The following is a 24725-nucleotide window of genomic DNA, read 5'->3' as shown; positions in this document are numbered from 1 at the left end:
CTTAGTGTAAGAAAAATTCTACGCTTCAGCTGTATTATTTTAGGGGATAGTTACAGGTGCTGTTCGAATTAGTTGGGTGGCAATTTGGCCCATACTCCACTCCTTACCTGATCTCTGAAAAAATATATTTATACTTTGAATGAATATTCAAAGTATATTTGAGTAATCATCGAACAAATCAGAATGTGTGCCTGTTTTGGTTAAAAACAAGTCCGCTGATATGGGACTACTTGCTTAAATACTATAAATTAGCAGCTGCCGCCGATAGTGTATTGGACACACTTTCTAGCGCCCAAGAAACAGAAGTTCAAAAAAATATTTAATGTCTGAAAAAATATACTGCAACAATGCAGTTCCAAACGACCTGTGAAGCGTTGACTAGTTACGGCATAACAACGTCGTAGAGAAAAACCAAACCCATAAATTTGGATACGTCAGAGATGAGACATTCTATTTGTTGAAGTTTTTGGCGATCGGGCGGCAAGGCTCATAGAGTCCGGGTCCGTGTTCCCAGTTCTGATCGGTAGGTTTGCTAAGCCGCCGCGACCTTCTCACATCATTAAAATCATCTTGCACGAATACTGTTCAGACCCGGGTACCCCTGAAACAGCCACCACCACGGCCAATGATCCATGGGCGATACTGCGCCCACGTTTAATGAGCTATGCGCAGGCACTGCCGTTCATTCACTGAATACCGTTTTGAGTTGTGCCTGCAAATATTGCGTCAATGTCTTGATGGCGGCCGATGCCAGGTGCGGCCTGGCTGTGGTCAGGATATAAAGTGTCGCGTCAATGCCGGCGATCCGATATTGCGGCAATACCACCTGCAGATGGCCGTCAGCCACATCACGTGCAACAACGTAACTGGGCAATAGCGCGACGCCAAGATCGTTTTTGGCGGCCGTGAGCAAAAAGCGGAAATTCTCCGACTGCAGGCCGGGCTGTAGCTTCAGCCTTGTGGAAGTTTTACCGTTTTCCAGCATGATCTGCTCGTGGAAACGCCGATTCGATGAACAAATGAATTGCAGTTGTGCAATCTGCTGCGGGTCCTGTGCTGCGGAGCTGTGCGCAGCCAGATAATCAGGCGAGGCGCAAAGGCGCCACTGCACGTCGCACACTTTCTTTGCGACATAATCCTGGGGAGGCTCTGCCACGACCCGCAAGGCGACATCTACCCGGGATTCAATCAGATCGTTTACGCGATTCGAAAACATGATGTGCAGATTAAGCCGCGGATAGGCTTTCTTGAAATCGATCAAAATCGGCTGCAAAATGAGTTCACCCAACCCGGTTGGCACACTCAGTCTTACAGTGCCGGTCGGCTCTGCACCCAGCATTAACATTTGATTGGTTGCGGCTTCCAGTTCACGCAATATGCCCAGCCCGTGCTGGTACAGCACCTCACCCTGCTGGGTGAGTTCCAGGCGTCGGGTTGATCTGCGAATCAACTGGGTATTTAACTGCGCTTCCAATCGCTTCAGGCTCTTGCTCACGTGTGACTTTGTGATGTGGTGGCGTTTTGCCGCCTCGCTGAGCGTGCCGGTGTCGATGATCGTCACGAACAAGCGGATCAGGTTCAGGTCCAGCTCACTGTAGTTGTCCATCTTGTTCTTCTCCTTGTCGGTTCAATTTCACACGAAATATCCGTATTTTTATTGTCAACTCGTGGGAAACATATATTAGCTATTTATCCGCATTGTTGCCAGCAGATGGCATTGCTACACTCGTCTGCACAGGAGACAAGCATGCAAAATCAAATTTTTTCAGAAAATCTATTTCAGGGCCAGCGCGTGCTGGTAACAGGGGGCGGAACCGGTCTGGGGCTGGCCATGGCCGAAAAGCTGGTCAGCCTTGGTGCGCAGGTGCATCTTTGCGGGCGCCGGCAGCACGTATTGGAACAGGCCGCTGCGGCTCTGCGGGCGAACTTTCCGGACAGCCGAGTCTTTGTGCATTCGGTCGATATCAGGGATTCAGACAAAGTCGACCAAATGGTCCAACATATCTGGGACGAGCATGGCGGCGTAGACGCATTAATCAACAATGCGGCCGGCAACTTCATTTGTCCGACCGAGGATATTTCGGTCAAAGGTTTCAAGGCAATTACCGAAACGGTGCTCAATGGCACGTTTTATGTCACCCAGGCGGTAGGCAAACGCTGGATTGCCACACAACATCCCGGCTCCGTGGTATCAATCGTCGTCACCTGGGTCTGGACCGGATCGCCTTTTGTCGTGCCTTCGGCCATGTCCAAATCTGCTGTCGATACCATGACCAAATCGCTCGCCATCGAATGGGGGCGTCATGGCATTCGATTCAATGCCATCGCCCCGGGAGTCATTCCAACAGAGGGGGCGTCGGCAAGGTTGCGTCCTACCGAGAGCAACACCGATGCGCTGGTCAGCCAGAATCCCATGCAACGCCTTGGCCAGTTCAGCGACATTGCCAATCTGGCCACCTTTTTGCTATGCCCGGAAAACAGCTGGCTCAACGGGCAGACCATCGCCCTGGACGGTGGTGACTGGCTGGCTAACGGTGCGTACTTCAAGCAGTATTTCGAATGGGATAAAAATGACTGGCAAGTTGCCCGTGAACGCATTCAGGCGCGAACGGCATCTGTTGCGCAAAGTTAAGGAGCCACGATGGAAGCGATGATTGTTGTCCAGGATAGAAAAACCAGCAAGGCAGTGCATCAGTCACGGGCCCGCAAGCTGGCCTTCGGCCTGCGCGCACTTGGTATAAAGCCAGGCGACACGTTTGCGATCATGTTGCGCAATAGCGAAGCCTATCTGGAAGCCATCGACGCCAGCCGGCAGATCGGCACGACCTACTGCCCCGTCAACTGGCATTTTGCTGCAGCGGAAGTCGGCTTTTTGCTCAGCGATAGCGGTGCGCGACTGCTCATTGTGCATGCCGAATTCTGGAACCGCATACAAGCGGTGGTGCCACCTTCCATGCCTGTGTTGATCGTGGGCGAACATCCCGCTTGCAGTGGTGAGGAGAACGCGCCATTGCCCTATGCAAGCTGGTGCGAGGGGTTCCCGGAAAGCGACCAATACGCGGACGCGCCGCGCGGGCACATGGCCTATACGTCCGGCACGACCGGTAAGCCAAAGGGGGTGGTACGGCATGTATTCCCGCCGGAGATTGCTGCAGAGCGCAAGCTGGCGGCGCAAAAATTGCTGCAACAAACGTTCGGCCTGGTCCAGGGGTGCAGGGCATTGTTGCCTGCGCCTATTTATCACAGCGCGCCCAGTCTGTTTGCTCAAAATGCATTGCAAATGTGCGATACCTTTGTATTGACAGACCGGTTCGATCCTTTGGAAGTGCTGCAGCTGGTTCAGACTTACCGCATTGAAGTCCTGTATCTTGTGCCGATCATGTATGTGCGCATGCTCAAGCTTGACCAGCAGTCGCGCCAACGTTATGACCTTAGTTCCCTGCGATTTATCGCTTCCACAGGCGCCCCTTGTGCGCCGGACATCAAGCGGGCAATGATCGATTGGTTAGGCCCCATTGTCTATGAAACCTATGCCTCCAGCGAGGCCGGCTTAATTACATTGCTGGACTCGCATCAGGCACTGACAAAGCCGGGCAGTGCGGGCAAACCGGCGGGTGAGGCCGTGATCAGAATTTACGACGAAGACGGGGTCGAGTGCGCACCCGGTGTCGCCGGTTATATCTATGTGCGGCAACCTGCGTATGCTGATTTTCATTACCGCAATAATCCGCAGGCGCGCAACGACATCGACAAAGAGGGATTGATCAGCCTGGGTGATATTGGCTACCTGGACGAAGATGGCTTTTTATTTGTCTGCGACCGCAAATCCGACATGGTGATCTCCGGTGGAGTCAATATCTATCCTGCAGAAGTCGAGCATCAGCTCTTGCAATATGAAGGCATTGCCGATTGCGCGGTTATCGGTATCCCTGATGCCGAATTTGGTGAGTCGCTTCTTGCGTTTGTTCAACCACAAGTCGGCCAAACCCTGGACACCCAGGCGATCGGATGCTGGTTGCAGGCACGCATGGCCAAATTCAAGATTCCCCGTCAGTTCCTTATCGATACGGCCTTGCCCAGGGATGACTCCGGGAAAATATACAAGCGCTTGCTACGCGATAAATACTGGGCTGGCCATAGCCGGAAAGTCTAATACGAATGTCATCGTTTGATGGAAAAAAAGCCCGTTGAGTGGCAAAACGAATAACCAAGGAGACTCAATCATGAATCAACGCATTGCAAACATCATTGTTGCCGCTACCGCTACGTTCGGCCTGGCAGCGGCTGCGCCGGCCTGCGCCGCCTATCCAGAAAAGCCCATCAGGCTGGTCGTGCCATATACACCGGCAGGTGCGGCGGACCAACTGGCGCGGGCGCTGGCGCAAAACATGGGTCAGGCGCTCGGACAAGCGGTAGTAGTGGAAAATAAACCCGGGGCCAGCACCAAAATAGGCGCGACCCAGGTGGCGCGCTCGCCCGCCGATGGCTATACCCTTTTTCTGGCAAGCAATTCCAGCATGGTGCTCAACCCGCTGCTTTACAAGAATTTTCCCTATGATCCCGAACGCGATTACCGTATCGTTTCCATCGTTGCCGACATTCCGCTTGTTGTAATCACAAATGAAAAATCCGGCCTGGATAGTATGCACAAGTTTGTAGACTACGCCAAGCGGCATCCAGGAAAGCTTAACTATGCTTCCGTGGGAAACGGCAACCCCTTGCATCTGGCCACCGAATTATTGCTCGGCCAATATGGCATCAAGGCAACCCACGTTCCCTATAATGGCAGTGCGCCGGCGTTGACCTCACTCATGAGCAATGATACGCAATTGATGATCGATGTTGTCAGTACTTCGCTGCCACTCATCAAGGATGGAAAAATCAAGGCGCTGGCCGTCACATCGCCCAGGCGCCTGGATGTTCTGCCCAATGTGCCAAGCGTATCGGAAATTGGCAAGACTAACTATCAAGCATCGACCTGGTTCGGTATTGCCGTGCCCAAAAGCACGCCCGATGCCGTCGTCAATGCCCTCAGGACGGCTATCGATACCACGCTAAAGAATGAATCATTCCAAAAACGATTCGAGACGCTGGGTCTTTATATACAACAACCACGCGAGCAGCAACAGGTCGATCAGTTTGTTGATGAGGATCGCGCCAAGTGGAAGACAGTGATAGAAAATAACCGGATTACGCTGGACTGAAAGCGGCGGTAACGTGCCCAGGTGTCGGTGCAGTTTTGCGAGTATCAGTATTTTGGAATTTTATGCCAGCGTCATGCGTGCGCCGCCGACAACCACAACAACACCATTGTCGACCGGATTCCGGCGACAGATAAGCCATTGATGTCACTCGCGAACTGAGGGGGTTCCATATTTTCTTGCCGGTGCGGCGCAACCGGGGGCGGCGGATTTATCGCTGCCATGTAAAACAGTTCTGCAAATGCGCGGGGTAATACTTGATTCAAATCAAATATATGATTGACTCCTCACAACAAGCCACAAGCCGACGTGACGGTCTGCTGCACAGCATCAGGGTAAATACCAAGGGATTGGATATCGATTCATTTGCCTCATCCGCAGCAACGTCGTCAGGCCCGGCACTGCAATCGTTTTGGAGGAACATCAATGCGCCATATCAAGCGACGCAAATTAATTGCTGCTGCACTGAGTGTCGTTATGTCAATTGGGCTGCCCGCATACGCGCAGGGCATCAGCAAGCCTATCACCATCGTCGTGCCCTACGCTGCCGGCGGTACCAATGACAACTTTGCCCGCCTTCTGGCCGACGGGGTCGGCAAGGAACTGGGTCGCCATGTGATTGTCGAAAACAAGCCGGGCGCCAATGGCATTATCGGCGCGTCATCCGTTGCCCGTGCGCGGCCGGACGGGACCACCTTCCTGCTGGGCGGCTCGGGACCGGTTTCATTGAATATTCTGCTGCGCCCGTCACTGCCCTATGGTTTTGACAGTTTTGATTCAGTGGCCATGCTGTTTGACGGGCCACTGACCATCACGGTGCCCACTTCGCTGGACGTCAATTCTATCGACGAGCTGGTCGCCTACGGTAAAAAGTCCGGGCAGCCATTGTTATACGGCACCATGGGCCCGGGCAGCGTCTCGGATCTGTATGGCCGGACGGTTTCCAAAACCTTCGGTGTTCCGTTAACTGCCGTAGCCTATAAGAATAATAATTCGGCGTTGATGGACCTGATGGCTGGACGCGGCGACATGAACTATGCCACACCGATACCTATGATCCAGAATGCGAAAAATCTGAAAGTCCTGGCCTTGAGTACCGAGAAACGATCACCGCATTTTCCAAACATTCCTTCGGTGGTCGAACTGGGCTATCCCCAGTTGAAAACATCCTACTGGACAGCTTTATTGGCCCCAAAAGGCACACCAGCGGCGATCATCAATGACGTGGCCGCCGCAGCCATGAAAACAGTCAGAGCCAAAGCGTTCCAGCAGGTGCTCATAGATAACGGCCAGATCGAGAAAGCCGGTGGACCGCAAGTGCTGGATGCGCAATTGCAGGCCGACCGCGAACACTGGGGCAAAGTCATCAACGAAAACAAAATCGTCATCAACTAATCGCCAACGCTGTCGTTATAGCGGGCCGTGCCGTCGGAAGGTTAACGGTGGCCGCCAGAGCGCGCGGCGTCCGGTTCACCGGCGGTTACAGCCGGGTACGGTCAGGCAGCAGGATTTCAGGAGGAACACGAATGTGTAATCAAATGCGGCGCGGCTTGATTGTCGCGGCAATAAGTACGGTTTTGGCTGGGGCAGCGCCTGCGTTTGCCCTGGATGGCAACAAGCCCATTACGATTGTTGTGCCATACGCGGGAGGGGGGGCCACCGATAGTCTGGCCCGGCTGATGGCTGAAGGAATGAGCAAGGAGTTGGAGCGTCCCGTAATTGTCGAGAACAAGGGCGGTGCCAATGGCATTATAGGTACGTCTTATGTGGCTCGCGCTCGTCCTGATGGCAATACGCTGCTGTTTGGCGGAACCGGGCCTATTTCCCTGAACATCATGCTGCGTCCCAAGTTGCAGTATGGTTTCGATAGTTTTGATTCCGTAGCCATGCTGTTTGATGGTCCGCTGACCATTACCGTTCCAACTTCGCTCGGTGTCAAATCGATGGACGAACTGCTTGCTTATGCGAAAAAGGCCGATAGGCCGCTACTGTATGGGACGATGGGTCCGGGCAGCGTCACCGATCTTTTTGGGTGGATGCTCACCAAAACCCTCAAGGCGCCTACCACGGCGGTGTCGTATAAAAACAATACGGCATCGTTAATTGACCTGATGGCAGGGCGCGGTGATCTGTCATTTGCCACACCGATTTCCCTGATTCAACATCAGCAAGCCGGTGATTTGAAGATCCTGGCGCTCACCACCGATAAACGCGATCCATCGTTTCCCGATATCCCTACGGTCACCGAACTGGGTTATCCGCAACTGAAGTCGTCCTACTGGACTGCGTTGCATGCCCCCAAGGGGACGCCACGCAAAATCATCGATGAGATTGGGGCGGCCGCCGTCAAAACCGTACAGAGCGACACATTCCGAAAGCTGCTTCGGGACAATGGCCAGACCGAAAAAGCGGGCGGCCCCGACGTGCTGGATGCGCAACTGCAAGCCGACCGTGAGCACTGGGGTAAAGTGATTCGCGACAACAAAATCATTATCAATTAGCGTTTTACGTTTTCTTTTGTTTGGCTTATGACTATCGATATTGAGCCGGTAGGCTCGGTCCGCGCTGCGCTTGGCGAGTGCCCCATCTGGGATACGGAAAGCCAGCGACTCTGGTTCATGGACTGCCGCGCCGGCCTTATTCATCAGATTGATCCGGCAACGGGCCGGACGGTAGCGACCAGCCACGTACCGGCGCCGGCCGGCTCCTTTGCCCTGAACGCAGATGGCCGTCTGGTGGTGGCGCTCAGGGAAACCATCGCGCTTTATGACCTGGCCACTGGTGTGCAGCAGACAATCGCGCAGATTGAAGACCGCCATCCCAATTTGCGTCTGAATGATGGCGAAGCCCTGGCCGATGGTTCCTTTATTGTCGGGACCATACATGTGTTTCGCAACGAAGGGGAGCCACCCCTTGGCGGTCTTTACCGGCTTTATCCAAATGGCCGCCTCGTCAAGCTAGACAGCAATATCGGCATCACCAACGGACCTTGCATCAGTCCGGTGGACGGGCGATTCTACGTGAGCGACAGCAGTGTTCGCACCATTTATTCCTACGTCATTGCAACGGACGGCACGCTTGCCGACCGGCGCGTGTTTGTCAACACCCAGGCGTATGCATCCGGTCCCGATGGTTGCTGTTTTGATTCGGACGGCGGGCTGTGGACTGCTTTGGTGCATGCCGGTGCTATTGCCCGTTTCGCACCGGACGGCGTCCTGACGCACAAAATTGAACTGCCCTTGACCCATCCTGCGTCGCTGTGCTTTGGCGGGGAAAACCTGGATGAGCTCTTCGTTACATCTATCCGTGATAGTGGCCGTCTAAGGGGCGACAAGCCGTTGGACGGCGCCGTGCTGCGTGTCCGTGGCATTGACGCGCAGGGGCGGGCGCCGGCGCGCACCCGCATCGGTATGGCGAGCTAACAGCCTACCCGCCAAGCTGGCGGTATGCCAGGAACCGGCGGTCGCTGCCCGAGACTTCGGAGGCCACGAAATCCAGGAAGACCCGGATCTTGGCCGGGATCATGGGCGTGTCCAGAATCGTGGCATAGATACCGTCTTCGAAAGAGGAATTGGTTACCCGGAAATCGGGCAGCAGGCGTACCAAGCGTCCCTGGGCAATATCGTTGGCTACCGTATAGTCGTCAAGCAGGGCAATGCCTTCTCCCAGTCTGGCCAGTTCCAGCTGGGCAATACCATTGTTGGTGACATGGCGCGGGTGCAGGGCCACCTCGTCAATGCCCTTATCCGACAGAAAGCGGAAAACATAGCCCTCACCCGGTTTCAAATAGCATATCAAGGCATGGTCAGCCAGTTGCGGCGGCGCTGTAAGCGCGGGCATCGACGCAATATAGTCCGGGGATGCCACAAGATGGCGTTCGCTTTTGAACAGAATCCTGCGTTTTAAGCCGGCTTCCACCGGCGGGGCGATGCGAAAATCGATATCTATTTGCGCAAGGCGCAGATCAGCCTGTGCTTCGGCCAGAATAAGTTCGACGTGAATGTCGGGGTACAGGGTACGAAAGCGCGCAAGGAGCGGTGTGAGCACGCCCAGCCCGAACATGACCCGGGAATGGACCCGCAACAACCCCTGAGGCGAGGTGCTGATGGCCGTAATGCTGTCGTGCGCGTGGTTGATACTCCACAGGATGCCCTCCAGCTGATTGGCATACTCCTGGCCGGCCTCGGTCAGCATGACCTGGCGCGTAGAGCGCAGCAGCAATCTGACGTTCAGCGCCTGCTCCAGTTCGGTAATCATTCGGGACACGGACGTTGGAGAAATACCGAATTGCCTTGCGGTTTCGGTGAAACTGCCGCTGCGGGACACCGACAGGAAAAGCTCCATTGCTTTAAGACGATCCATTGATTACCTCAGAATATGCAGGACAGACAAGCGATTTTTGTCTATTCCATCATCTGATAATTATAATTTAAGATTGCAGCAAGTCAATCAATACATATTAAAGAGGAGTCCTTATGGAATTCGGTGTATTTATTCTTGCGCAACAACGTGGCTACCACCAGACGTCCAAGCAAGTCATCAGCAATTCGGTCGAGCAGACCATCGCCGCAGAACAGGCCGGATTCAATAATGCCTGGTATGCAGAGCATCACTTCAATAACTACTCCCTGTCGCCTTCGCCGCTTATGATGGTGGCGCACTGTGCGGGCGCGACCAAGCGAATTCGTCTGGGTACCGCCGTCTGCATCCTGCCGCTGTATCATCCAGCCCGTTTCCTGGCTGAAGTCGGCTTTGTCGACACCGTCTCGGACGGTCGCCTTGACCTGGGCATCGGCTCGGGCTATCAGGCTTTCGAATTCGAACGGTTCGGCGTGAAGATGGAAGACGCCTCCAAGATATACAACGAATTCCTGGACATGATCCCCATGGGCCTGACCCAACAGACCTTCGAATATCACGGCCAGTTCCTGTCCATGCCGCCCAGCTCCATTGCCGTACGCTGTCTGCAGGAGCCCATGCCACCCCTGTGGATTACTTCGGGCAATCCGGTAGCCCTTGGTCGCGGCGTACGCGAGAATCACAATCTGTTTGTTACCGCATTGCTCAAGGGTAACGATGGCATCAGAGAGCTGCGCGAGCGCCTGGAGAAAGTCGCCGACGATAATGGTCGCGATCTGGATCGTGACGTCAAGTTCGGCTTCTTGCGTTGTGGCTATGCATCGGATAACAAGGCGGAAATTGACGCCTATCTGGACAGTGCGCGGTTCCAGCGCCGTATTTCCGAGAGCCTGAAGTTTCGTCGCGCCCAGTCCGAAGACGGCTATATGATCAAGGAAGTGCCTTCACAGACAGACGTCACTTTTGACGAGTTGCGCAAGAATCTGCCAGTGGGTTCGGTCAACCAGGTCATCGACAAGCTGCTGGAAGAAATCAGCATCCTTAAGCCGAACCATATTGCCTTGCAAACGCAGTTGGGCGACTTCGATCAAAAAACCATGCTCAAGCAAATTGAACTGTGGGGTGACAGAATCATCCCTGCCATCAACAAGGAACTGGGTCTTCGGGCTGCTGCCTGACCGACCCGCAGGGGACCACCATGCGCATTCATTTGACAAATACCGGTGCCATCACCGTGCTTGATGCTGCCGAATTTCGCAAGCTTGACGTTCTGGTCGATCCGCTAGCGCCCGAAAAGCTGGAACAAGCGATTTTGAAAATCGGTCGACGAGAAGATGACAATCATATCCGGCTGTCACCGGCAGTACTGCGGTTTCTGGCGGATCGGGCCGGCGATGCGCAATGGGAGTCCGGGTTTGCACAAATGATGGCTTATGCAACCAAGGCCGGTTGGGTGGATGAACACGGCGACGTGCGCGTGCATATCGAACGCAACGAAATTGACGAGGTCGTGACCGAAGTTGAATTCAAAGCCGCCATGCGTGCGCTGCCTGCGGGCATCAGCGCCGTGACCACTGGCAGCGGGCAACAGGTGGCCGGGATCATCGTATCGAGTCTGACGTCGATTTCGGCCGAACCGCCGCTGGTGGGTTTTTTTATCAATGAAAGTTCATCGATTGTGCCGGCGTTGCTGGCCAATGGCCGTTTTGTTGCCAATGTGCTAGGCGAGGCGCATCGCGATGTGATGTCCGCCTTTCTGTGCGAAAAGCAGGGCCCGGCCCGATTTTCCAAGGGCGACTGGGGCAGCGGCCTGCATGACCAGCCGGTCCTGAACGATGCGCTGGCCAGCGTGGAATGCGACATTGTCAACACCCAGGCGCTGGGCACCCATCGGATGATCGTGGGCAAAATCCGCCGCTCGGTCAGCCGGCAAGCCAGCCCGATGATCAACTTCAATGCCGGCACGCACCGACTGGAGCCGCTACCGCTCTAGCTAATCCATTGTTGCCGGATTGACCAGGCAAAGCGGCCTGGCGCGCTTGTTCGGCACGCAACACCCTTTCGAGACAAAACACCATGACTGAAAAATTTGTTCATATCGACGTATCCGATTATGTTGCGCTGGTTACCATGGATCGCAAGCCGGTCAATGCGCTGAACCGCGAGATGCGACGCCAGCTTGTGTCGGCTTTTGATGAGATCTCGGCCCGCAGCGATGTGCGTTGTGCCGTTCTGACAGCTACGGGCACGGTTTTCTGCGCCGGTGCAGACCTCAAAGATCGTCCCGATGAGAACATTGCCGGCGACTTCCTGGAACACAATCGCATTACCCGGGAAACCGGCAATGCGATACGAGAATGCGCCAAACCGGTAATCGCCGCCGTCAATGGGACAGCGCTGGGGGCTGGCCTGGGCCTGGCAGCGGCCTGCGACATTCTTTATGCCTCTGAAAACGCAACTTTCGGTATGCCCGAAATCAATGTAGGGCTGGCAGGGGGCGCCTCCATGCTGCGTACGCTATTTGGCCGTTCCACGCTGCGCCGCATGTTCTATACCGGCCAGCGATTGACCGCGCATGAACTGTTGCGTCGCAACGTCCTGGAAGATGTGCTCAAGCCAGAAGAACTGCTCCCGGTCACCATGGCGCTGGCGCATGAAATTGCCGCCAAGGCGCCGCTGGCTACCATTTACGCCAAGCGCGCCGCCAATATGGTCGATGTGATGCCGCAGCGTGATGCCTACCGTTTTGAGCAAGAGTTCACCATGCTGCTGGCCAAGACAGAAGATGCACGCGAAGCGCGCATGGCCTTCCTGGAAAAACGCGAACCCAAGTTCAAAGGCTGCTGAAAAATGGATACATGCATTGCACCTGAGCCGGGCGCCGGAATGAATGCGTTCTTCATGGCCAAGGGGATCGCCATTGTCGGCGCGTCCGACGACATTACTAAGATCGGTGGGCGTCCCATCTATTTTTTGCGCAAGTACGGCTACGGGGGAACAATCTATCCAGTCAATCCGCGAGGTGGCACCATCCAGGGCCTGCCCGCCTATGCTTGCCTGGCCGATGTGCCGCAGGCACCAGACATGGCGGTGCTGGCCGTTCCCGCCTCGGCAGCAGTACAGGCGTTGCAGGATTGTGCCGACCGTGGGGTGAGGGGAGTGGTTGTGCTGTCGTCCGGATTTGCAGAAGCGGGGCCCGAAGGCGCCGTGCTGCAGGCGCAAATGGTTGCCATCGCCAGAAAGCATGGCATGCGTTTGCTGGGCCCCAACTGCCTGGGCATCATCAGTGTGGCCCAAGGGGTGATCGGCTCATTCTCTATTATTCTTGAACAGAGCATGCCTCATGCCGGCCATATGGGCATCGTGTCCCAGTCCGGCAATATCGGCAGCTATGTCGTCCAGAACGTCGCCCGCAAAGGCCTGGGGGTGAGTCACTTTATCGCTACCGGCAACGAGGCGGACATTGACGTTGCCGATGGTATTGCCGCACTGGCTGAAGATGCGCAGACCCGCTTGATACTGTGCTGCATGGAAACCTGCCGCGATGCCGGCAGATTGACCCGGGCGCTGGACCTGGCACGGCAAAAGAACAAGCCGGTGGTGGTACTGAAAATTGGCTCCACTGACCAGGGACAGGCGGCTGCCGCATCGCATACCGGCGCGCTGGCCAGTTCAGATGCGGTCATTGACGCCGTGTTCCGGCGCTACGGCGCCTTGCGGGTCGACTCCATCGAAGCGTTGCTGGAACTGGGACACGCCGCCTCCATTCTGCTGCCGGGCGGCCTGCCAAAAGGGAACCGGATTACCGTGCTGGCGGCCTCTGGCGGATTTGGCATCATGATGGCCGATGCCACCGTCAAAGCCGGGCTCGCGCTGAGCACGCTGGAGCAATCTACCAAGGACCGTATCCGGCAGGTGCTGCCGCTGGCCGGTGTCAATAATCCCGTTGACGCCACCGCCCAGGTATCGGCGCGCCCCGAAGTCCTGTTTGGCATGTTGTCGGCGCTGATGGAAGATGACAATGCTGACGTTACCCAGATCTTTCTGTCTCTGGCGCTTTACAACCCCCGTTTGCGCAGTGTGTACATGGAAGCGCTGCGCAACATCCGCGCATCCTACCCGGACCGTCTGCTGGTCGTTACCAGCCAGGGACCCGCTGACGCAGTCAAGGAAATTAATGCGCTGGGCATTCCTGTATTTGCGGGCATTGACGCGACGGCCCAGGGACTGGCCGGTCTGATCCGCATGGCGCAACTGGCCCGCCTGGGTGCGGCGCCGCGTTACCAGGATATTGTCGAGTCGCTGGAAGAGGGTGCCTTTCGCAACGAATATACCGCCAAGAAAGCCCTGGCCGCGGCCGGCATTGCCGTGCAGGATGAAACCATGGCTGCCAGTGCAGACGATGCGGTACAAGCGGCGTGCCGCATGGGTTTTCCGGTTGTCCTTAAAATTGCCTCCGCAGATATCGCCCACAAAACCGAGATCGGCGGCGTCGTCCTCAATCTTGGCGATGAGCAGGCGGTGCGCGCCGCCTACGGACAAATCATGCAGGCGGCGGGCACACATGCGCCTGCAGCCAGACTCGACGGCATCCTGGTCACGCCGATGGCCAAAGACGGCATCGAACTGATCATGGGCGTTTCAAGAGATCCGGTTTTTGGCCCGGTTGTGATGGTGGGCACAGGCGGCATCTATGCGGAAATTTTGCAGGACGTTGCCGTGCAGACCGCCCCGATTTCTGAAGACGAAGCACACGCAATGATACGCTCACTCAAACTGTTCCCGATCCTGGATGGCGCCCGTGGACAACCGAAGGCCGATGTACCGGCGGCGGCGCAGACGCTGGCACGGCTGTCACAGTTTGCCTGCCGCTACGCACGCAATGTGGCCGAAATCGATATGAACCCGGTACGCATCCTTCCCGAAGGGCAGGGGGCGGTCGTGCTCGATGCACTTCTGATTCCGACCAACCACGCAGTATGACACTTTCGAGATCAAGCATGGATTTTCACGCCAACCCGCTGACCGCTCAGCCTGCTATCGCACCTGACGCCTATCGTGCACATGCCCGCGACTGGCTGAAAAATAACCTGCCCGCGCATATGCGGGCGGACAGCCTGGATTACCGCAGCCCGACGCTGGAGGAATCGAGCCAATGGGAAGCCGCCATGTATCGCGCCGGCCTGGCCGGGATGACCTGGCCGGTGGAATACGGCGGCCATGGGCTCACCCTGCGTGAACACCTGGCGGTCAACAAGGAAATCGGTGCGCTGGCCATGCCCGAGAGCGTCAGCTCTATCGGCAAGGAACTGGCCGGCCCGATCATTATGACTGTTGGTACAGAAGACCAGAAACAGACGTTCCTGCCTGCAATTTTGCAAATGCAGAACTACTGGTGCCAGGGCTTTTCGGAACCCGATGCCGGTTCCGACCTGGTGCGGTTACGGACCCGCGCCACGCAAGAAGGCGACCAATGGCGGATCAACGGACAGAAAATCTGGACTAGCGGCGCGGCAAAAGCGCATTACTGCCTCTTGCTGACACGAACGGGCACCGTTGCCGACAAACATCGTGGCCTGCTCATGTTTGCAGTTCCCATGAACACGCCAGGTATTCGTGTGGTGCCAATCCGTTCCATTGACAACAAGGAGTCGTTCGCTGAAGTTTTTTTCGATGATGTCATCGTCCCCGACAGCGCACGCCTGGGCGCACCCGATGAGGGCTGGAACGCCGCCATTCGCGTGTTGTCCATTGAACGGGCCACCAATCGCATGTACCGTCCGTGGCGGTTCGAGTGTGAGTTGCGCCAACTGGTTCAGGCGTGTCAATCGGATGCGCAGCTTTCCGGGCGATTAGCCGAGAGCTACTATCAGCGCCGCATTGGCCAGCTTGTGTGTGAAATTGATGCGCTCAAGGGCTTGGTGGAGCAATCGGTCGACCAGCTGCTTGCCGGGGCGGCCATTGGTGCGCGCGGTTCGCTGACCAAACTGTTCTGGTCGGAATGCCATCAGGCATTCATGGCGCTGGCGCAGGAGATCGTCTCTCAGATCGGGCCGTCGTCAAGCCCGCTGGCGCAGCGCGCGCGCCAACATTTTTGCACTGCCTATCTGTTCTCGCATGCCGAGACCATTTACGCGGGCACCACCGAAGTGCAACTGGACATCATTGCCCAGCGTATTATGCAACTGCCAAAGGATATCTGATCATGAGTCGTCAGGAAGAAAGTTTGCGCCCCGAAGAATTCGCCGAAGCGGCTGTCGCTGCAGTGAGTGATGTGCTGGATCGCGGCGTGCGCGACACCGCCACTGTACTGGCCGCTGCCGGCTTGTTAGGTGTGTGTGCCCAGGAGAGCCGGGGTGGTCTTGGCCTGGGCCTGGCATTCGGCGTGCCGGTATGCGAGGCTGCCGGCTCCCTGCAATTGCATTTTCCTTTGGTGCAGCAGATGGTGCTGGCAAAGGCATTTGCCGATAGCGACATTGCACAGGCGCTGATCGCCGGTGAGAAAATCGCCACCATTGCCTGGCAAGGCAGCGTGGCAGAAAAATCCGCAAGCCATGCCAGTTATGCTGACGCGTGCGACTGGATTCTGGTGGCCGATGAAACTGGCGCAAGCCTGCTCGAAACGGCCTCGCTGCGTTTGCAGGCTAACGGTACGATGGATCCCGAGTACCCACAATTTGACGTTGATCTGGCGAGCGCCGTAGTCAAGGCGCGCCTGTCGGCAGACGCGTTTGCTACATTGAAGGATGATGCACTGGTCCTGAGTGCCGGTTTTATCAACGGTCTGAGCGCCGAGGCCTTGACGCGAACAGCGCAATATACGTCTACGCGGGTACAGTTCGCACGCCCCTTGTCGGCCAAACAGGTAGTGCGCCATACCCTGGCGCGCATGCAACTGCTGCACGAGACGTCGACAGCCGCACTGCGCCGCGCATTGCTCACCAATGAATTTGGTGCGTCGCGCGATGTGGCCCCGGCATTTTCGGGCGCGTTGGGCAATGCCGTTTTTATTATCGAAAAAGCCATTCACCTGCACGGTGGCATGGGGTTCACCTGGGAGCTTCCCTTGCATTACTCCCTCAGAGAAGTGCACAAGATCGAAGCCGCTTTCAATAACGGGCGCAGACTGGAAGGTCTGGGTGCACAGTTCATCGCAACGGTATAAGGAATCAAAGCAATGCAACAGGATATGGCGGGCCGCGTGGCCCTGATTACCGGCGCGGGTAACGGCATCGGCAAGGAAACGGCGAAACAGTTGGCGGCTCGTGGCGCTATCGTCGGTGTCAATGATCTGAAGGAGGAATTTGTCAGCGCCACCGTACAGGAGATCACGCAGGCGGGCGGCAAGGCATTTGATGTGGTGCAGAACATGGCCACCCGCGAAGGGGTGGCTGCTGCCGTCGCGCAGGCGCATCAGCACATGGGGCGCCTGGATATCATGGTAAACAACGCCGCCTGGGTACGTTATCAGGCGGTGCCCGATATCATGCCGGAAACAGTGGATCGCATGATTGACATCGGCTTCAAATCCGTGATCTGGGGGCTGCAGGCGGCAGTGGACGTCATGGATCCCGACAGGGGAGGCGTGATCGTCAATGTGGCCTCTACCGCGGCCCTGCGCTCGGCCACCAATTCCGTGGTGTATTCCGGCATCAAGTCCGGCGTTCTGGGTATCACGCGTGCAGCGGCGGCAGAACTGGGAGCGCGTCATATTCGCGTGAACGCCGTCTGCCCTTCGGCGGTGCCCACCGAAGGCACGCAACGCAATCGCAACGCAGAGCGGGATGCCAATCGCATCGCGCGTACACCGCTGGGGCGCCTGGGCACGGTAACCGACATTGCCAGGGGAATCTGCTTTCTGGCCAGCGACGAAGCCGGTTTTATTACGGGGCAGGCGCTGGTTGTTGACGGCGGCATCACCTTTACGAATATCTGATCTTCAAGTGATCGCCATGCCCACCATCCTCATTACCGGCGCCGCTTCGGGCATCGGCCGCGCCAGCGCGATGCTGTTTGCTAGCCGGGGCTGGCGCTGCGTGCTGGTCGATTGCAATGTCATGGCACTAGCCCAATTAATGCAAACGCTTACTGTGGCACAAGGCGCCGGGGGCGTCAAACATCTGGTGCGTACGGTCGATCTGACGCAGGCAACGCAGATACAGTCGCTGGCAGATCCGTCCCTTGCCCTGGATGCCGTCATCAACAACGCAGGCATGTCCGATACCAGTGGTCTGCCACTGGTCAATCAGGATGCAGCACAACTGGACCGTCTGGCCGCACTGAACCTGCGTGCGCCCGCCCTGGTGGTCCAGGCATTGCTCCCGCAACTTGCGTCGGGCGCCCGTGTCGTCAATGTGGCTTCAGGCGCCGCATTGCGCGCCATTCCCTGGCGCGGCGCGTACAGCGCTACCAAAGCCGGCCTTCTTGCACAAACGCAGGCGTTGGCTGCTGCTCGGCCTGATCTTGCCGTCAGCGTGCTGTGCCCGGGGTTTGTACGTACTGAACTGGTGGCTGAACTGATTGACATCGGCCGCCTTCAACCGGCCGACATCGTGGCTAAAATTCCGCTGGGCCGCATGGCAGACCCACAGGAAATGGCCGAAGCCCTGTTTTTCCTGGCATCGGAAGCGGCAGCCCCGCTTAGCGGAGAGCGATTCAGCCTGGATGGTGGTTCATCCGTATTCGGTGGCAGCACGCCCTTCAAAGCCGCCGAGCTCCTCCCGCTGCCGTCCGATAGCCCTGTGGCGTACCGGCTTGCCGGCAACCCGGCTGCGCCCTGGACCGCAGCACTGGCTGCTGATGACGCGACCAGCGCACCAGGGCACTACACCGCCACCCTTGATTTTTCTTGCCTGCACGCCCAAGCTGGACAGCTGCTGCACACGGTTCATGAAGCGGCACGGCGCTATGCCAGCCAGAACGCAGCGCATAGCAGCCTGACGGTGCTCCTGCCTGCACAAGATCAGGCCGTAAGCTGGCAGAAGGCAGGGGACTTGGCCGCTGCGCACATGCTGATCGCCACCCTGGCGTGTGAACTGGGTCCACGTGCCATGCGCGTCAATGCCATTGAAATGGATCCGGCTGTATGTCCCTCTGAACTGGCTCCGCTACTGCTGTTTGTGGCGGGCGCCCGCGCCCAGTTTCTGACGGGGCAGACCATTCGGGCGCACGCCACCTGATGGTGGTCGCCCTTGCCCCATCGCCACGAATACGAACACGAGCAACGCATCATGACCGACCATACCCTTGAGCAGGAACAGATCAAAGCGCATTTCATTGCCCAGCGTGGCTACTGGAGACCCTGGACACAGGCCATCTTGCGTCACAAGCCGCAATTTCTGAACGGCTATGCATCCTATGCCGGTTATCCGGCACGGCAGGGTCCGTTGTCCGAGCGCCTGGTTGAACTGATCTACATCGCGCTCGATAGCTCCGCGACCCATCTGTACCCGACAGGTCTGAGAACCCATCTGGATTTTGCCCGCGCGGCAGGGGTGAGCGCGGCAGACGTTTTTGATGTGCTGCATATTGTGGCCACCCAGGGTCTCAGTCACGTCTATGACGCCGTGAGCATTCTTGCGGAAGAAACCGGCCTTGAATCCCGCGCGGCGATGTCCGTGCAACAGCGCGAGCGCGTGCTGCAGCACTTTCAGGAAACGCCTGCTTTCATGGAGACATTGGCGCAACTGGATCCGGGCTATCTGGACGTATTGCTCGATTTTCTTGAAGAGCAAAACGGTGGGTCAGCACCGGGCGGCCTGGCACCCAGGGAACGCAGGCTCATTGAAGTTGCCCTGGCCGCCTGCTTTACCGGTTTCAATGAAACGATGTTGCGCATTCGCATCCGGGGCGCGCTGAAAACGGGCATCAGCCAGGCGGAACTGCTGCAAGCCATTCAGCTTGGGGCGCATTTATCCATTCACGGTACGGCACTGGGAGCCAATACCTTCGAAGAGAGCATTAGGTCTGGTATGCCGGCCAACCACCCGGAAAAATAACACGCATCACCGTTCAATTAGTGTAAGGCTGCGCAAGGGCGTGCCAATCATGTTCTGCCACGTAAAGCCCCAGTCTGCCGGACTTTCACCGGCTTTACTGGCTTTAACGGCCTTTAAAGGGCGCATTCAGCAAGCCGTGTAAAATGGCCGTCTATGCAAAGATAACGCGCCTGCCCATACTTACCTGTTCAATTCAATTGACATATGCACCCGACTCGAACTCAGACTCATTCTCCCAGCGATGCCGCCACGCCCGATCCGGATGTATTGCGTGTTTTGCAGGCATTGAGTCTGCAGCGCATCAGCGGATGGCATCTTCCCGGCTACTATTTGGGTATTGCATATGACTCGGTGAGCCTTGACGAGGCAACGCTGACCATGGATCTGGATCGCAATGTAGACCGCAACGGCCAGCCGCTACCGGTTGCCTTGTGCATCCTGGCCGATGTTGCGCTGGCGGCCGCCATTCGCGGAGAAGTCGGATTTGAGACCAGGCTGGCGACGGTCAGCGCCAGATTAACGTTTACCGGTCGCTCCGGAACACAGCGGCTTTTGGCCAGAAGCCATACCCGGTTTCGCTCGGACACCAACACAATTGCAATCCGCAACAGCAGCGTGGCGGTCCTTTCTGGGGATACGGAAATATGTTTTGCGGAAGCCAATTTTGCCGTTCTGAATCGTCCGGCAGATAAACCTGCGCAAGTGCTGCCAAGTCCTGAGTCATTGGAACAAGTTGAATGGCTCGGAATCAATGATCTTACCGACCAGGAAAAACGCGTTTATCTCAAAGCACAGAAAGCAAGCATCGACGGCAGACATCGAGAGGGAGACAGCGCGGGCGATCGCGATACAACTGCGACTTTTACAGAAAGGTTCTGGGGGTTGATGCCGCAAGCGCACGGCAAGGCAGCCACATGCGAGATCGAATGCGGCCTTCATATTGGCAATCGGGTCGGTCATGTACAGGGCGGGATATTGCTGGGGCTTGCGATCAGCACCAGCCTTGCTACTGTAGAGCACGGCTGGCGCATGCTTGAGATAAGCGCCAACTTCATTCGTCCAGGAACCGAAGGCATATTGAAAGCAAGCAGTCGCATCGTTAACCAGGGACGCAACCTTGCTCATGTCACCTGCGATATTACGACTGACACAGACCGATTGGTGCTCCAGACCCAGTCCACCTTGATCAGGGAATAAATAAGCCAACCGCCCGCTCAATATAATTCAATATGGGAGGCAAATATCCGTTTGCATTGGGCCGACGCTTCAGCACCGCGCAACAATGAATCGTTCAGTCCAGGCGAATACCCAGTGACTTGATAACGGCGCCCCAGGTTTTCGAATGCGCTGCAATCAGATCGCCGAATGCCGTGGCGCTGATCATGCGCGCCTCGGCGCCCTCTGTCAAAAACTTCTGCCTGATCTCTTCAGAAGCAAGGGCTTCATTGACGGCCGCATTTATTTTATCCGTAATGGCGTCCGGTGTTCCGGCAGGCGCCAGCAAACCGTACCAGGAATAGGCCAGCATGTTTGGCGTACCCGCTTCTGCAAAAGTCGGAATGGATGGCGCTGCCTGCGGACGCTCTTCAGATGTCATTGCAATGGCCTTTAATCGGCCGGCCTGAATATGCGGCAGCGAGGTAGTAATGGCATCGAAGAACAGATCGACATGCCCGGCCACCAGATCGGACATGGCTGGCGATGAGCCCTTATAGGGAACATCCAGAATATCGGCACCCGTGGCCCCGCGTAACATGGACAGGACCAGATGGGTCGAAGAGCCATTGCCCAGCGTCGCCGCCGACAGTTTTCCTGGCTCATTTTTTGCCAGATCAATAAGCTCGCGCACATTGTTCGCTGGCACGGATGGATTGGCAACCAGCACAAATGGCGTCAGGCCGGCAAGCGCAACCGGCTTGAAGTCAGACACTTTATACGGCAGCTTGCTGAACAGGTGTGGATTGGTCGACAGTGTTGTGGTGACGGCCATCAATAGCGTATACCCATCTGGCCGGGCTCGGGCGACCGTTTCTGCGCCAATGATGGTCGAGGCGCCCGGTTTGTTTTCCACTACCACCGGTTGCGACAATTTTTCGGAGAGCTTCTGCGATAACAGACGCGCCAGAATATCGGTAAAGCCACCAGGCGAATAGGGCACCACGATCTTGATCGGTTTGTCCGGGTAGTGTTCTGCGGTTTGCGAATGAGCCGTGGTGGCAGTAAAAGCCAGTACAGATACGCCGATCAAGACGGTGCTTCGGAAAAAATTCATGCTTGGTCTCGCTCCAGTTGGAAACTTTGTCGTCAATTGCATTGCCCTCTTTGTGGCAAAGGCTTTTATACACTGACCGCTTGCCTGCGATAAGGGGCACACGCGCAGAACAATACTGCAAATTCAGGAGCAATGGCTTGCGGTCGATTTTTATCACGTTCGTTATCAGCCCGCTGCTCCAAAGCGATAGCAATTGTGATTGGCGCATAACGCTTGCCGCTTGCGCCAATCACAATTGCTCGCCAAAAGCTCGATTGTGTTTTGCGTGAATCGCGGCTAGTGCGCGCAGCGCAAGCCGGATAAGATGATAACAGGCGGCCAAGGCACGCCCTGGGCAGGTGACAGTCTGCAGGCTCAACGGGCGCAGACCGGGGCCGGGGCTATCGCGGGCGCACTATACCGGCAAAGCCCATGGCAGGCAGGCGCAGATCCGCTATACGTAGCAAAGGGAGATCTGCACATAGAGTCAACATAAATCAGACGGAGCAAAGGATTCAGGATGAACGATACGTGGTTGGGCATTGCAGGAAGGGTCGTAGCGGTCACGGGCGCAAACGGCGGGATCGGACGCGCAACGGTGCGTGCGCTGCTTGAAAATGGCGCGCATGTCGCCATGCTGGATCGTCAGGCATTATCGCCTGGTGAGGTGGACCAGCTGCGTGCCAATGCCAAGGGTGAATGCCTGTCACTGGCCTGCGATGTTGCTGACGATGATCAGGTCGCTGCGACGGCAGAAATCGTGAGCAGGCAACTGGGCCACTGTTTTGCACTGGTCAACAATGCTGCGGTCTCTGTACAGGGGCATCTTGACGCGATTGCTGTTGCAGACTGGCAGCGCCAGATTGACGTCAATCTGACAGGCTACTTGCGATGTGCCCGCGCCTTTGGCCAGTCAATGCAGGCCCAGGGCGAAGGTGCTATCGTTCATATCGCATCCATCGCCGGTTCAAATCCCCAGCCGTTCAGCGGCGCCTACAGCACAACCAAAGCGGCAATCTTGATGCTGTCCCGGCAACTGGCGGTTGAATGGGGGCCACAGGGGGTGCGCAGCAATGCGATCAGTCCCGGGCTGATTCGTACACCCCTGAGCGAACCCTATTATGTCGATTCGCACGTGCGCGAGCAACGGGAAAATGCCGTGCCTCAACGTCGCATCGGCATGTCGGAGGATATCGCCAATGTGGCCGTCTTTCTTGTAAGCAATCGTTCGGCCTACGTCAATGGTGCAGAAATAGTTGTGGATGGAGGCTTTACGCAGTCGCTCATGAGTCATATTCCGCGACCACGTCGCGCGTAAAATGCAATGTGACTGCGAAATGTGGCAGCCAAATACGTCAGCGCAAAATAAGTCAGTGGGTCTGCTGTTGCGCTGACGAGCACACTGCTGGCCACGCAGAATCCACTCGTTGGTGCCACGGCAGACCTGTGCGGTGCTCAGCTTTTTTAAAAGGCAGGCCAGGCCTGCTTTCCGGTTCCGATGAGTGCGATCGGACGGGCGCAATCAGGTGAAAGCGCTCTGGTACATACTATCAACCCATCGCAGCCTCATACCGGCGTGCCACTTCGGGCCAGTTGACTACATTGTAGAACGCAGCAATATATTCGGGTCGGCGGTTCTGGTACTTCAGATAGTAAGCATGTTCCCACACATCAAGGCCAAGAATCGGTGTGTTGCCGGTCATCAGCGGGCTGTCCTGGTTGGCCGTGCTTTCAACAATAAGTTTGTTTTCAGGCGTAACGCTCAGCCAGGCCCAGCCGCTACCGAAGCGGGAAATGGCTGCTTTGGTGAAGGCTTCCTTGAACTTTTCCAGACCACCCAGATCCGCGTCAATGGCTGCGGCGAGACTGCCATCGGGCTGGCCGCCGCCTTGTGCGGACATCACTTGCCAGAACAGGCTGTGATTGGCATGGCCACCGCCGTTATTGCGTACCGCCGCGCGCACGGATTCGGGAAGTGTATCGATATTGGCAATCAGTTCCTCGACAGCCGGCTTGGGAAGGCTTGCACCCTCCAGCGCCGCATTCAGGTTGTTGATATACGTCTGGTGGTGCTTGGTGTAGTGAATTTCCATCGTCTGTGCATCGATATTGGGTTCGAGCGCATCGTAAGCGTAAGGTAAAGCGGGAAGGGTATAAGACATGAATTGCTCCTGATGTAATTAGTGATAAAAGAATCGGCAAGCTGATGCATCCGCTGGCGGTGCCGGTCGAATGCAAGTGCTCAACCCACGGGGGCGTGAAGGCAAGAGAAAGCCCGTCAATGCATGGCTATGTCAAGTGTGATACCGGCCGCGCCCTGGCTTGCCGCCAGTTGCGCTTGCTTATCGTTCGGGTGCCGGCCCAGAAAACGGGTCAGTTCGCCATAGGTGCGCCGGCTGTGATTCATGGCCGCCATTTGCCACGCTTGCGGCAGTGCGCGATCATTCATCGCGGCGCACAGTTTTTCGTGTGCCAGGCACAAGTGCAGGCGTTGTAGCGCTTCGCTGCCAAGACGCTCGTAAGTATCGGCCAGATTGTGATGGGCAATGACATAGGCGGCAATGGCGGTATCGGCATCGTCAGCCTGGCCAAAAAAATCCGTGGCCATGGTCAGGGCAAAATCATAGTGTCCTATCGCTTCCCTGTAGCTGCCGCTGCTGAACGCATCATTGCCATCTGTCGTTGCCTGACGCCAGCGCACAAGATAATCCTGGCTGTTTACCGCGGACGCTTCGGTCCTTATTTCATTCAGCATAACGCCTCCATGGCAATACCACTGTATCGCTTATGCAAATAGTAATGATTTTTATTATACATAGCAACAATGGCCTTTCTGAAAGTAATGTGAATATTTAATTTGTCTTTAAAAATAAATGACTTATGAAATAAATAACCCCGTATCTATACTCTTTCAGC

The 24725-nt window shown here is 56.4% G+C and carries 22 protein-coding genes; 17 read left to right on the top strand and 5 right to left on the bottom strand.

All coding sequences use genetic code 11. The annotated features are described in order from the left end of the window. Positions 1 to 682: 682 nt before the first annotated feature. Complete coding sequence (locus INT32_RS16800; protein ID WP_193089862.1) at positions 683 to 1606, bottom strand: LysR family transcriptional regulator; 924 nt, start codon at positions 1604 to 1606, stop codon at positions 683 to 685. Between the two features lie 153 nt (positions 1607 to 1759). Here INT32_RS16800 and INT32_RS16795 point away from each other — a divergent pair, with 153 nt between their 5' ends. The 6 genes from INT32_RS16795 to INT32_RS16770 all read left to right on the top strand — a co-directional run bounded on the left by INT32_RS16795 (position 1760) and on the right by INT32_RS16770 (position 8623). Next, positions 1760 to 2632: an SDR family oxidoreductase gene (locus INT32_RS16795; RefSeq protein WP_193089873.1), complete on the top strand. Its 873-nt coding sequence runs from the start codon at positions 1760 to 1762 to the stop codon at positions 2630 to 2632. A 9-nt stretch (positions 2633 to 2641) separates the two neighbouring features. Continuing rightward, positions 2642 to 4153 (top strand): AMP-binding protein, encoded by a 1512-nt coding sequence (locus INT32_RS16790; RefSeq protein WP_193089861.1) that lies wholly within the window; start codon positions 2642 to 2644, stop codon positions 4151 to 4153. A gap of 70 nt (positions 4154 to 4223) precedes the next feature. Continuing rightward, positions 4224 to 5204, top strand: coding sequence for a tripartite tricarboxylate transporter substrate binding protein (locus INT32_RS16785; RefSeq protein ID WP_193089860.1), 981 nt, complete (start codon positions 4224 to 4226; stop codon positions 5202 to 5204). A 423-nt stretch (positions 5205 to 5627) separates the two neighbouring features. Further along, positions 5628 to 6596 (top strand): tripartite tricarboxylate transporter substrate binding protein, encoded by a 969-nt coding sequence (locus INT32_RS16780; protein WP_193089859.1) that lies wholly within the window; start codon positions 5628 to 5630, stop codon positions 6594 to 6596. 131 nt (positions 6597 to 6727) lie between these two features. Beyond that, a complete protein-coding gene (locus INT32_RS16775) occupies positions 6728 to 7702 on the top strand; it encodes a tripartite tricarboxylate transporter substrate binding protein (RefSeq protein ID WP_226817182.1) in 975 nt (324 codons plus the stop codon). A 27-nt stretch (positions 7703 to 7729) separates the two neighbouring features. Next, a complete protein-coding gene (locus INT32_RS16770) occupies positions 7730 to 8623 on the top strand; it encodes an SMP-30/gluconolactonase/LRE family protein (RefSeq protein ID WP_226817180.1) in 894 nt (297 codons plus the stop codon). Between the two features lie 4 nt (positions 8624 to 8627). Here the strand turns inward: INT32_RS16770 and INT32_RS16765 are convergent, their stop codons facing one another. Continuing rightward, on the bottom strand, positions 8628 to 9563 hold the full coding sequence (locus INT32_RS16765) for a LysR family transcriptional regulator (RefSeq protein ID WP_193089858.1): 936 nt from the start codon (positions 9561 to 9563) through the stop codon (positions 8628 to 8630). 113 nt (positions 9564 to 9676) lie between these two features. Between INT32_RS16765 and INT32_RS16760 the strand changes: the two genes are divergently transcribed. The 10 genes from INT32_RS16760 (at position 9677) to INT32_RS16715 (ending at position 20755) form a co-directional block, all read left to right on the top strand. Beyond that, positions 9677 to 10738, top strand: a complete 1062-nt coding sequence (locus INT32_RS16760; RefSeq protein WP_130304189.1) for an LLM class flavin-dependent oxidoreductase — start codon at positions 9677 to 9679, stop codon at positions 10736 to 10738. 20 nt (positions 10739 to 10758) lie between these two features. Next, positions 10759 to 11553 carry a flavin reductase family protein gene (locus INT32_RS16755; protein WP_128393133.1) on the top strand — a complete coding sequence of 265 codons (795 nt, stop codon included), beginning with the start codon at positions 10759 to 10761 and terminating at the stop codon, positions 11551 to 11553. Positions 11554 to 11636: 83 nt separating this feature from the next. After that, positions 11637 to 12407, top strand: coding sequence for an enoyl-CoA hydratase/isomerase family protein (locus INT32_RS16750; RefSeq protein ID WP_128393132.1), 771 nt, complete (start codon positions 11637 to 11639; stop codon positions 12405 to 12407). A 3-nt stretch (positions 12408 to 12410) separates the two neighbouring features. Continuing rightward, on the top strand, positions 12411 to 14543 hold the full coding sequence (locus INT32_RS16745) for an acetate--CoA ligase family protein (RefSeq protein WP_193089857.1): 2133 nt from the start codon (positions 12411 to 12413) through the stop codon (positions 14541 to 14543). Between the two features lie 17 nt (positions 14544 to 14560). Next, a complete protein-coding gene (locus INT32_RS16740) occupies positions 14561 to 15763 on the top strand; it encodes an acyl-CoA dehydrogenase family protein (RefSeq protein ID WP_193089856.1) in 1203 nt (400 codons plus the stop codon). A 2-nt stretch (positions 15764 to 15765) separates the two neighbouring features. Continuing rightward, positions 15766 to 16725: an acyl-CoA dehydrogenase family protein gene (locus INT32_RS16735; protein WP_226817178.1), complete on the top strand. Its 960-nt coding sequence runs from the start codon at positions 15766 to 15768 to the stop codon at positions 16723 to 16725. Between the two features lie 12 nt (positions 16726 to 16737). Then, positions 16738 to 17496 carry an SDR family NAD(P)-dependent oxidoreductase gene (locus tag INT32_RS16730; protein ID WP_193089855.1) on the top strand — a complete coding sequence of 253 codons (759 nt, stop codon included), beginning with the start codon at positions 16738 to 16740 and terminating at the stop codon, positions 17494 to 17496. A 16-nt stretch (positions 17497 to 17512) separates the two neighbouring features. Further along, positions 17513 to 18739 carry an SDR family oxidoreductase gene (locus INT32_RS16725; protein WP_193089854.1) on the top strand — a complete coding sequence of 409 codons (1227 nt, stop codon included), beginning with the start codon at positions 17513 to 17515 and terminating at the stop codon, positions 18737 to 18739. 51 nt (positions 18740 to 18790) lie between these two features. Next, positions 18791 to 19558, top strand: coding sequence for a carboxymuconolactone decarboxylase family protein (locus tag INT32_RS16720; RefSeq protein WP_193089853.1), 768 nt, complete (start codon positions 18791 to 18793; stop codon positions 19556 to 19558). Positions 19559 to 19762: 204 nt separating this feature from the next. Continuing rightward, positions 19763 to 20755 (top strand): hotdog domain-containing protein, encoded by a 993-nt coding sequence (locus tag INT32_RS16715; RefSeq protein WP_193089852.1) that lies wholly within the window; start codon positions 19763 to 19765, stop codon positions 20753 to 20755. A 94-nt stretch (positions 20756 to 20849) separates the two neighbouring features. On the opposite strand, the gene INT32_RS16710 is transcribed toward INT32_RS16715, so the two are convergent. Then, on the bottom strand, positions 20850 to 21830 hold the full coding sequence (locus tag INT32_RS16710) for a tripartite tricarboxylate transporter substrate binding protein (protein ID WP_193089851.1): 981 nt from the start codon (positions 21828 to 21830) through the stop codon (positions 20850 to 20852). A 499-nt stretch (positions 21831 to 22329) separates the two neighbouring features. Here INT32_RS16710 and INT32_RS16705 point away from each other — a divergent pair, with 499 nt between their 5' ends. After that, a complete protein-coding gene (locus INT32_RS16705; RefSeq protein ID WP_193089850.1) occupies positions 22330 to 23127 on the top strand; it encodes an SDR family NAD(P)-dependent oxidoreductase in 798 nt (265 codons plus the stop codon). 232 nt (positions 23128 to 23359) lie between these two features. Here the strand turns inward: INT32_RS16705 and INT32_RS16700 are convergent, their stop codons facing one another. Further along, a complete protein-coding gene (locus INT32_RS16700; protein ID WP_193089849.1) occupies positions 23360 to 23971 on the bottom strand; it encodes a superoxide dismutase in 612 nt (203 codons plus the stop codon). Positions 23972 to 24087: 116 nt separating this feature from the next. Then, the gene (locus INT32_RS16695; protein ID WP_193089848.1) at positions 24088 to 24564 is read right to left on the bottom strand and encodes a DUF2753 family protein; all 477 of its coding nucleotides are present in this window, start codon (positions 24562 to 24564) and stop codon (positions 24088 to 24090) included. Between the last annotated feature and the right edge of the window lie 161 nt (positions 24565 to 24725).

It is taken from the genome of Advenella sp. FME57 (assembly GCF_014897675.1).
Lineage (GTDB): Bacteria > Pseudomonadota > Gammaproteobacteria > Burkholderiales > Burkholderiaceae_B > Advenella.
This window is presented reverse-complemented; position numbering and strand designations above follow the sequence as displayed.

Coding starts and splice junctions, on each gene's coding strand:
- INT32_RS16710 (WP_193089851.1), bottom strand. CDS start 21,830: ATGAATTTTTTCCGAAGCACCGTCTTGATCGGCGTATCTGTACTGGCT.
- INT32_RS16720 (WP_193089853.1), top strand. CDS start 18,791: ATGACCGACCATACCCTTGAGCAGGAACAGATCAAAGCGCATTTCATT.
- INT32_RS16715 (WP_193089852.1), top strand. CDS start 19,763: ATGCACCCGACTCGAACTCAGACTCATTCTCCCAGCGATGCCGCCACG.
- INT32_RS16785 (WP_193089860.1), top strand. CDS start 4,224: ATGAATCAACGCATTGCAAACATCATTGTTGCCGCTACCGCTACGTTC.
- INT32_RS16755 (WP_128393133.1), top strand. CDS start 10,759: ATGCGCATTCATTTGACAAATACCGGTGCCATCACCGTGCTTGATGCT.
- INT32_RS16695 (WP_193089848.1), bottom strand. CDS start 24,564: ATGCTGAATGAAATAAGGACCGAAGCGTCCGCGGTAAACAGCCAGGAT.
- INT32_RS16790 (WP_193089861.1), top strand. CDS start 2,642: ATGGAAGCGATGATTGTTGTCCAGGATAGAAAAACCAGCAAGGCAGTG.
- INT32_RS16775 (WP_226817182.1), top strand. CDS start 6,728: ATGTGTAATCAAATGCGGCGCGGCTTGATTGTCGCGGCAATAAGTACG.
- INT32_RS16770 (WP_226817180.1), top strand. CDS start 7,730: ATGACTATCGATATTGAGCCGGTAGGCTCGGTCCGCGCTGCGCTTGGC.
- INT32_RS16725 (WP_193089854.1), top strand. CDS start 17,513: ATGCCCACCATCCTCATTACCGGCGCCGCTTCGGGCATCGGCCGCGCC.
- INT32_RS16765 (WP_193089858.1), bottom strand. CDS start 9,563: ATGGATCGTCTTAAAGCAATGGAGCTTTTCCTGTCGGTGTCCCGCAGC.
- INT32_RS16705 (WP_193089850.1), top strand. CDS start 22,330: ATGAACGATACGTGGTTGGGCATTGCAGGAAGGGTCGTAGCGGTCACG.
- INT32_RS16750 (WP_128393132.1), top strand. CDS start 11,637: ATGACTGAAAAATTTGTTCATATCGACGTATCCGATTATGTTGCGCTG.
- INT32_RS16740 (WP_193089856.1), top strand. CDS start 14,561: ATGGATTTTCACGCCAACCCGCTGACCGCTCAGCCTGCTATCGCACCT.
- INT32_RS16760 (WP_130304189.1), top strand. CDS start 9,677: ATGGAATTCGGTGTATTTATTCTTGCGCAACAACGTGGCTACCACCAG.
- INT32_RS16800 (WP_193089862.1), bottom strand. CDS start 1,606: ATGGACAACTACAGTGAGCTGGACCTGAACCTGATCCGCTTGTTCGTG.
- INT32_RS16735 (WP_226817178.1), top strand. CDS start 15,766: ATGAGTCGTCAGGAAGAAAGTTTGCGCCCCGAAGAATTCGCCGAAGCG.
- INT32_RS16780 (WP_193089859.1), top strand. CDS start 5,628: ATGCGCCATATCAAGCGACGCAAATTAATTGCTGCTGCACTGAGTGTC.
- INT32_RS16700 (WP_193089849.1), bottom strand. CDS start 23,971: ATGTCTTATACCCTTCCCGCTTTACCTTACGCTTACGATGCGCTCGAA.
- INT32_RS16730 (WP_193089855.1), top strand. CDS start 16,738: ATGCAACAGGATATGGCGGGCCGCGTGGCCCTGATTACCGGCGCGGGT.
- INT32_RS16745 (WP_193089857.1), top strand. CDS start 12,411: ATGGATACATGCATTGCACCTGAGCCGGGCGCCGGAATGAATGCGTTC.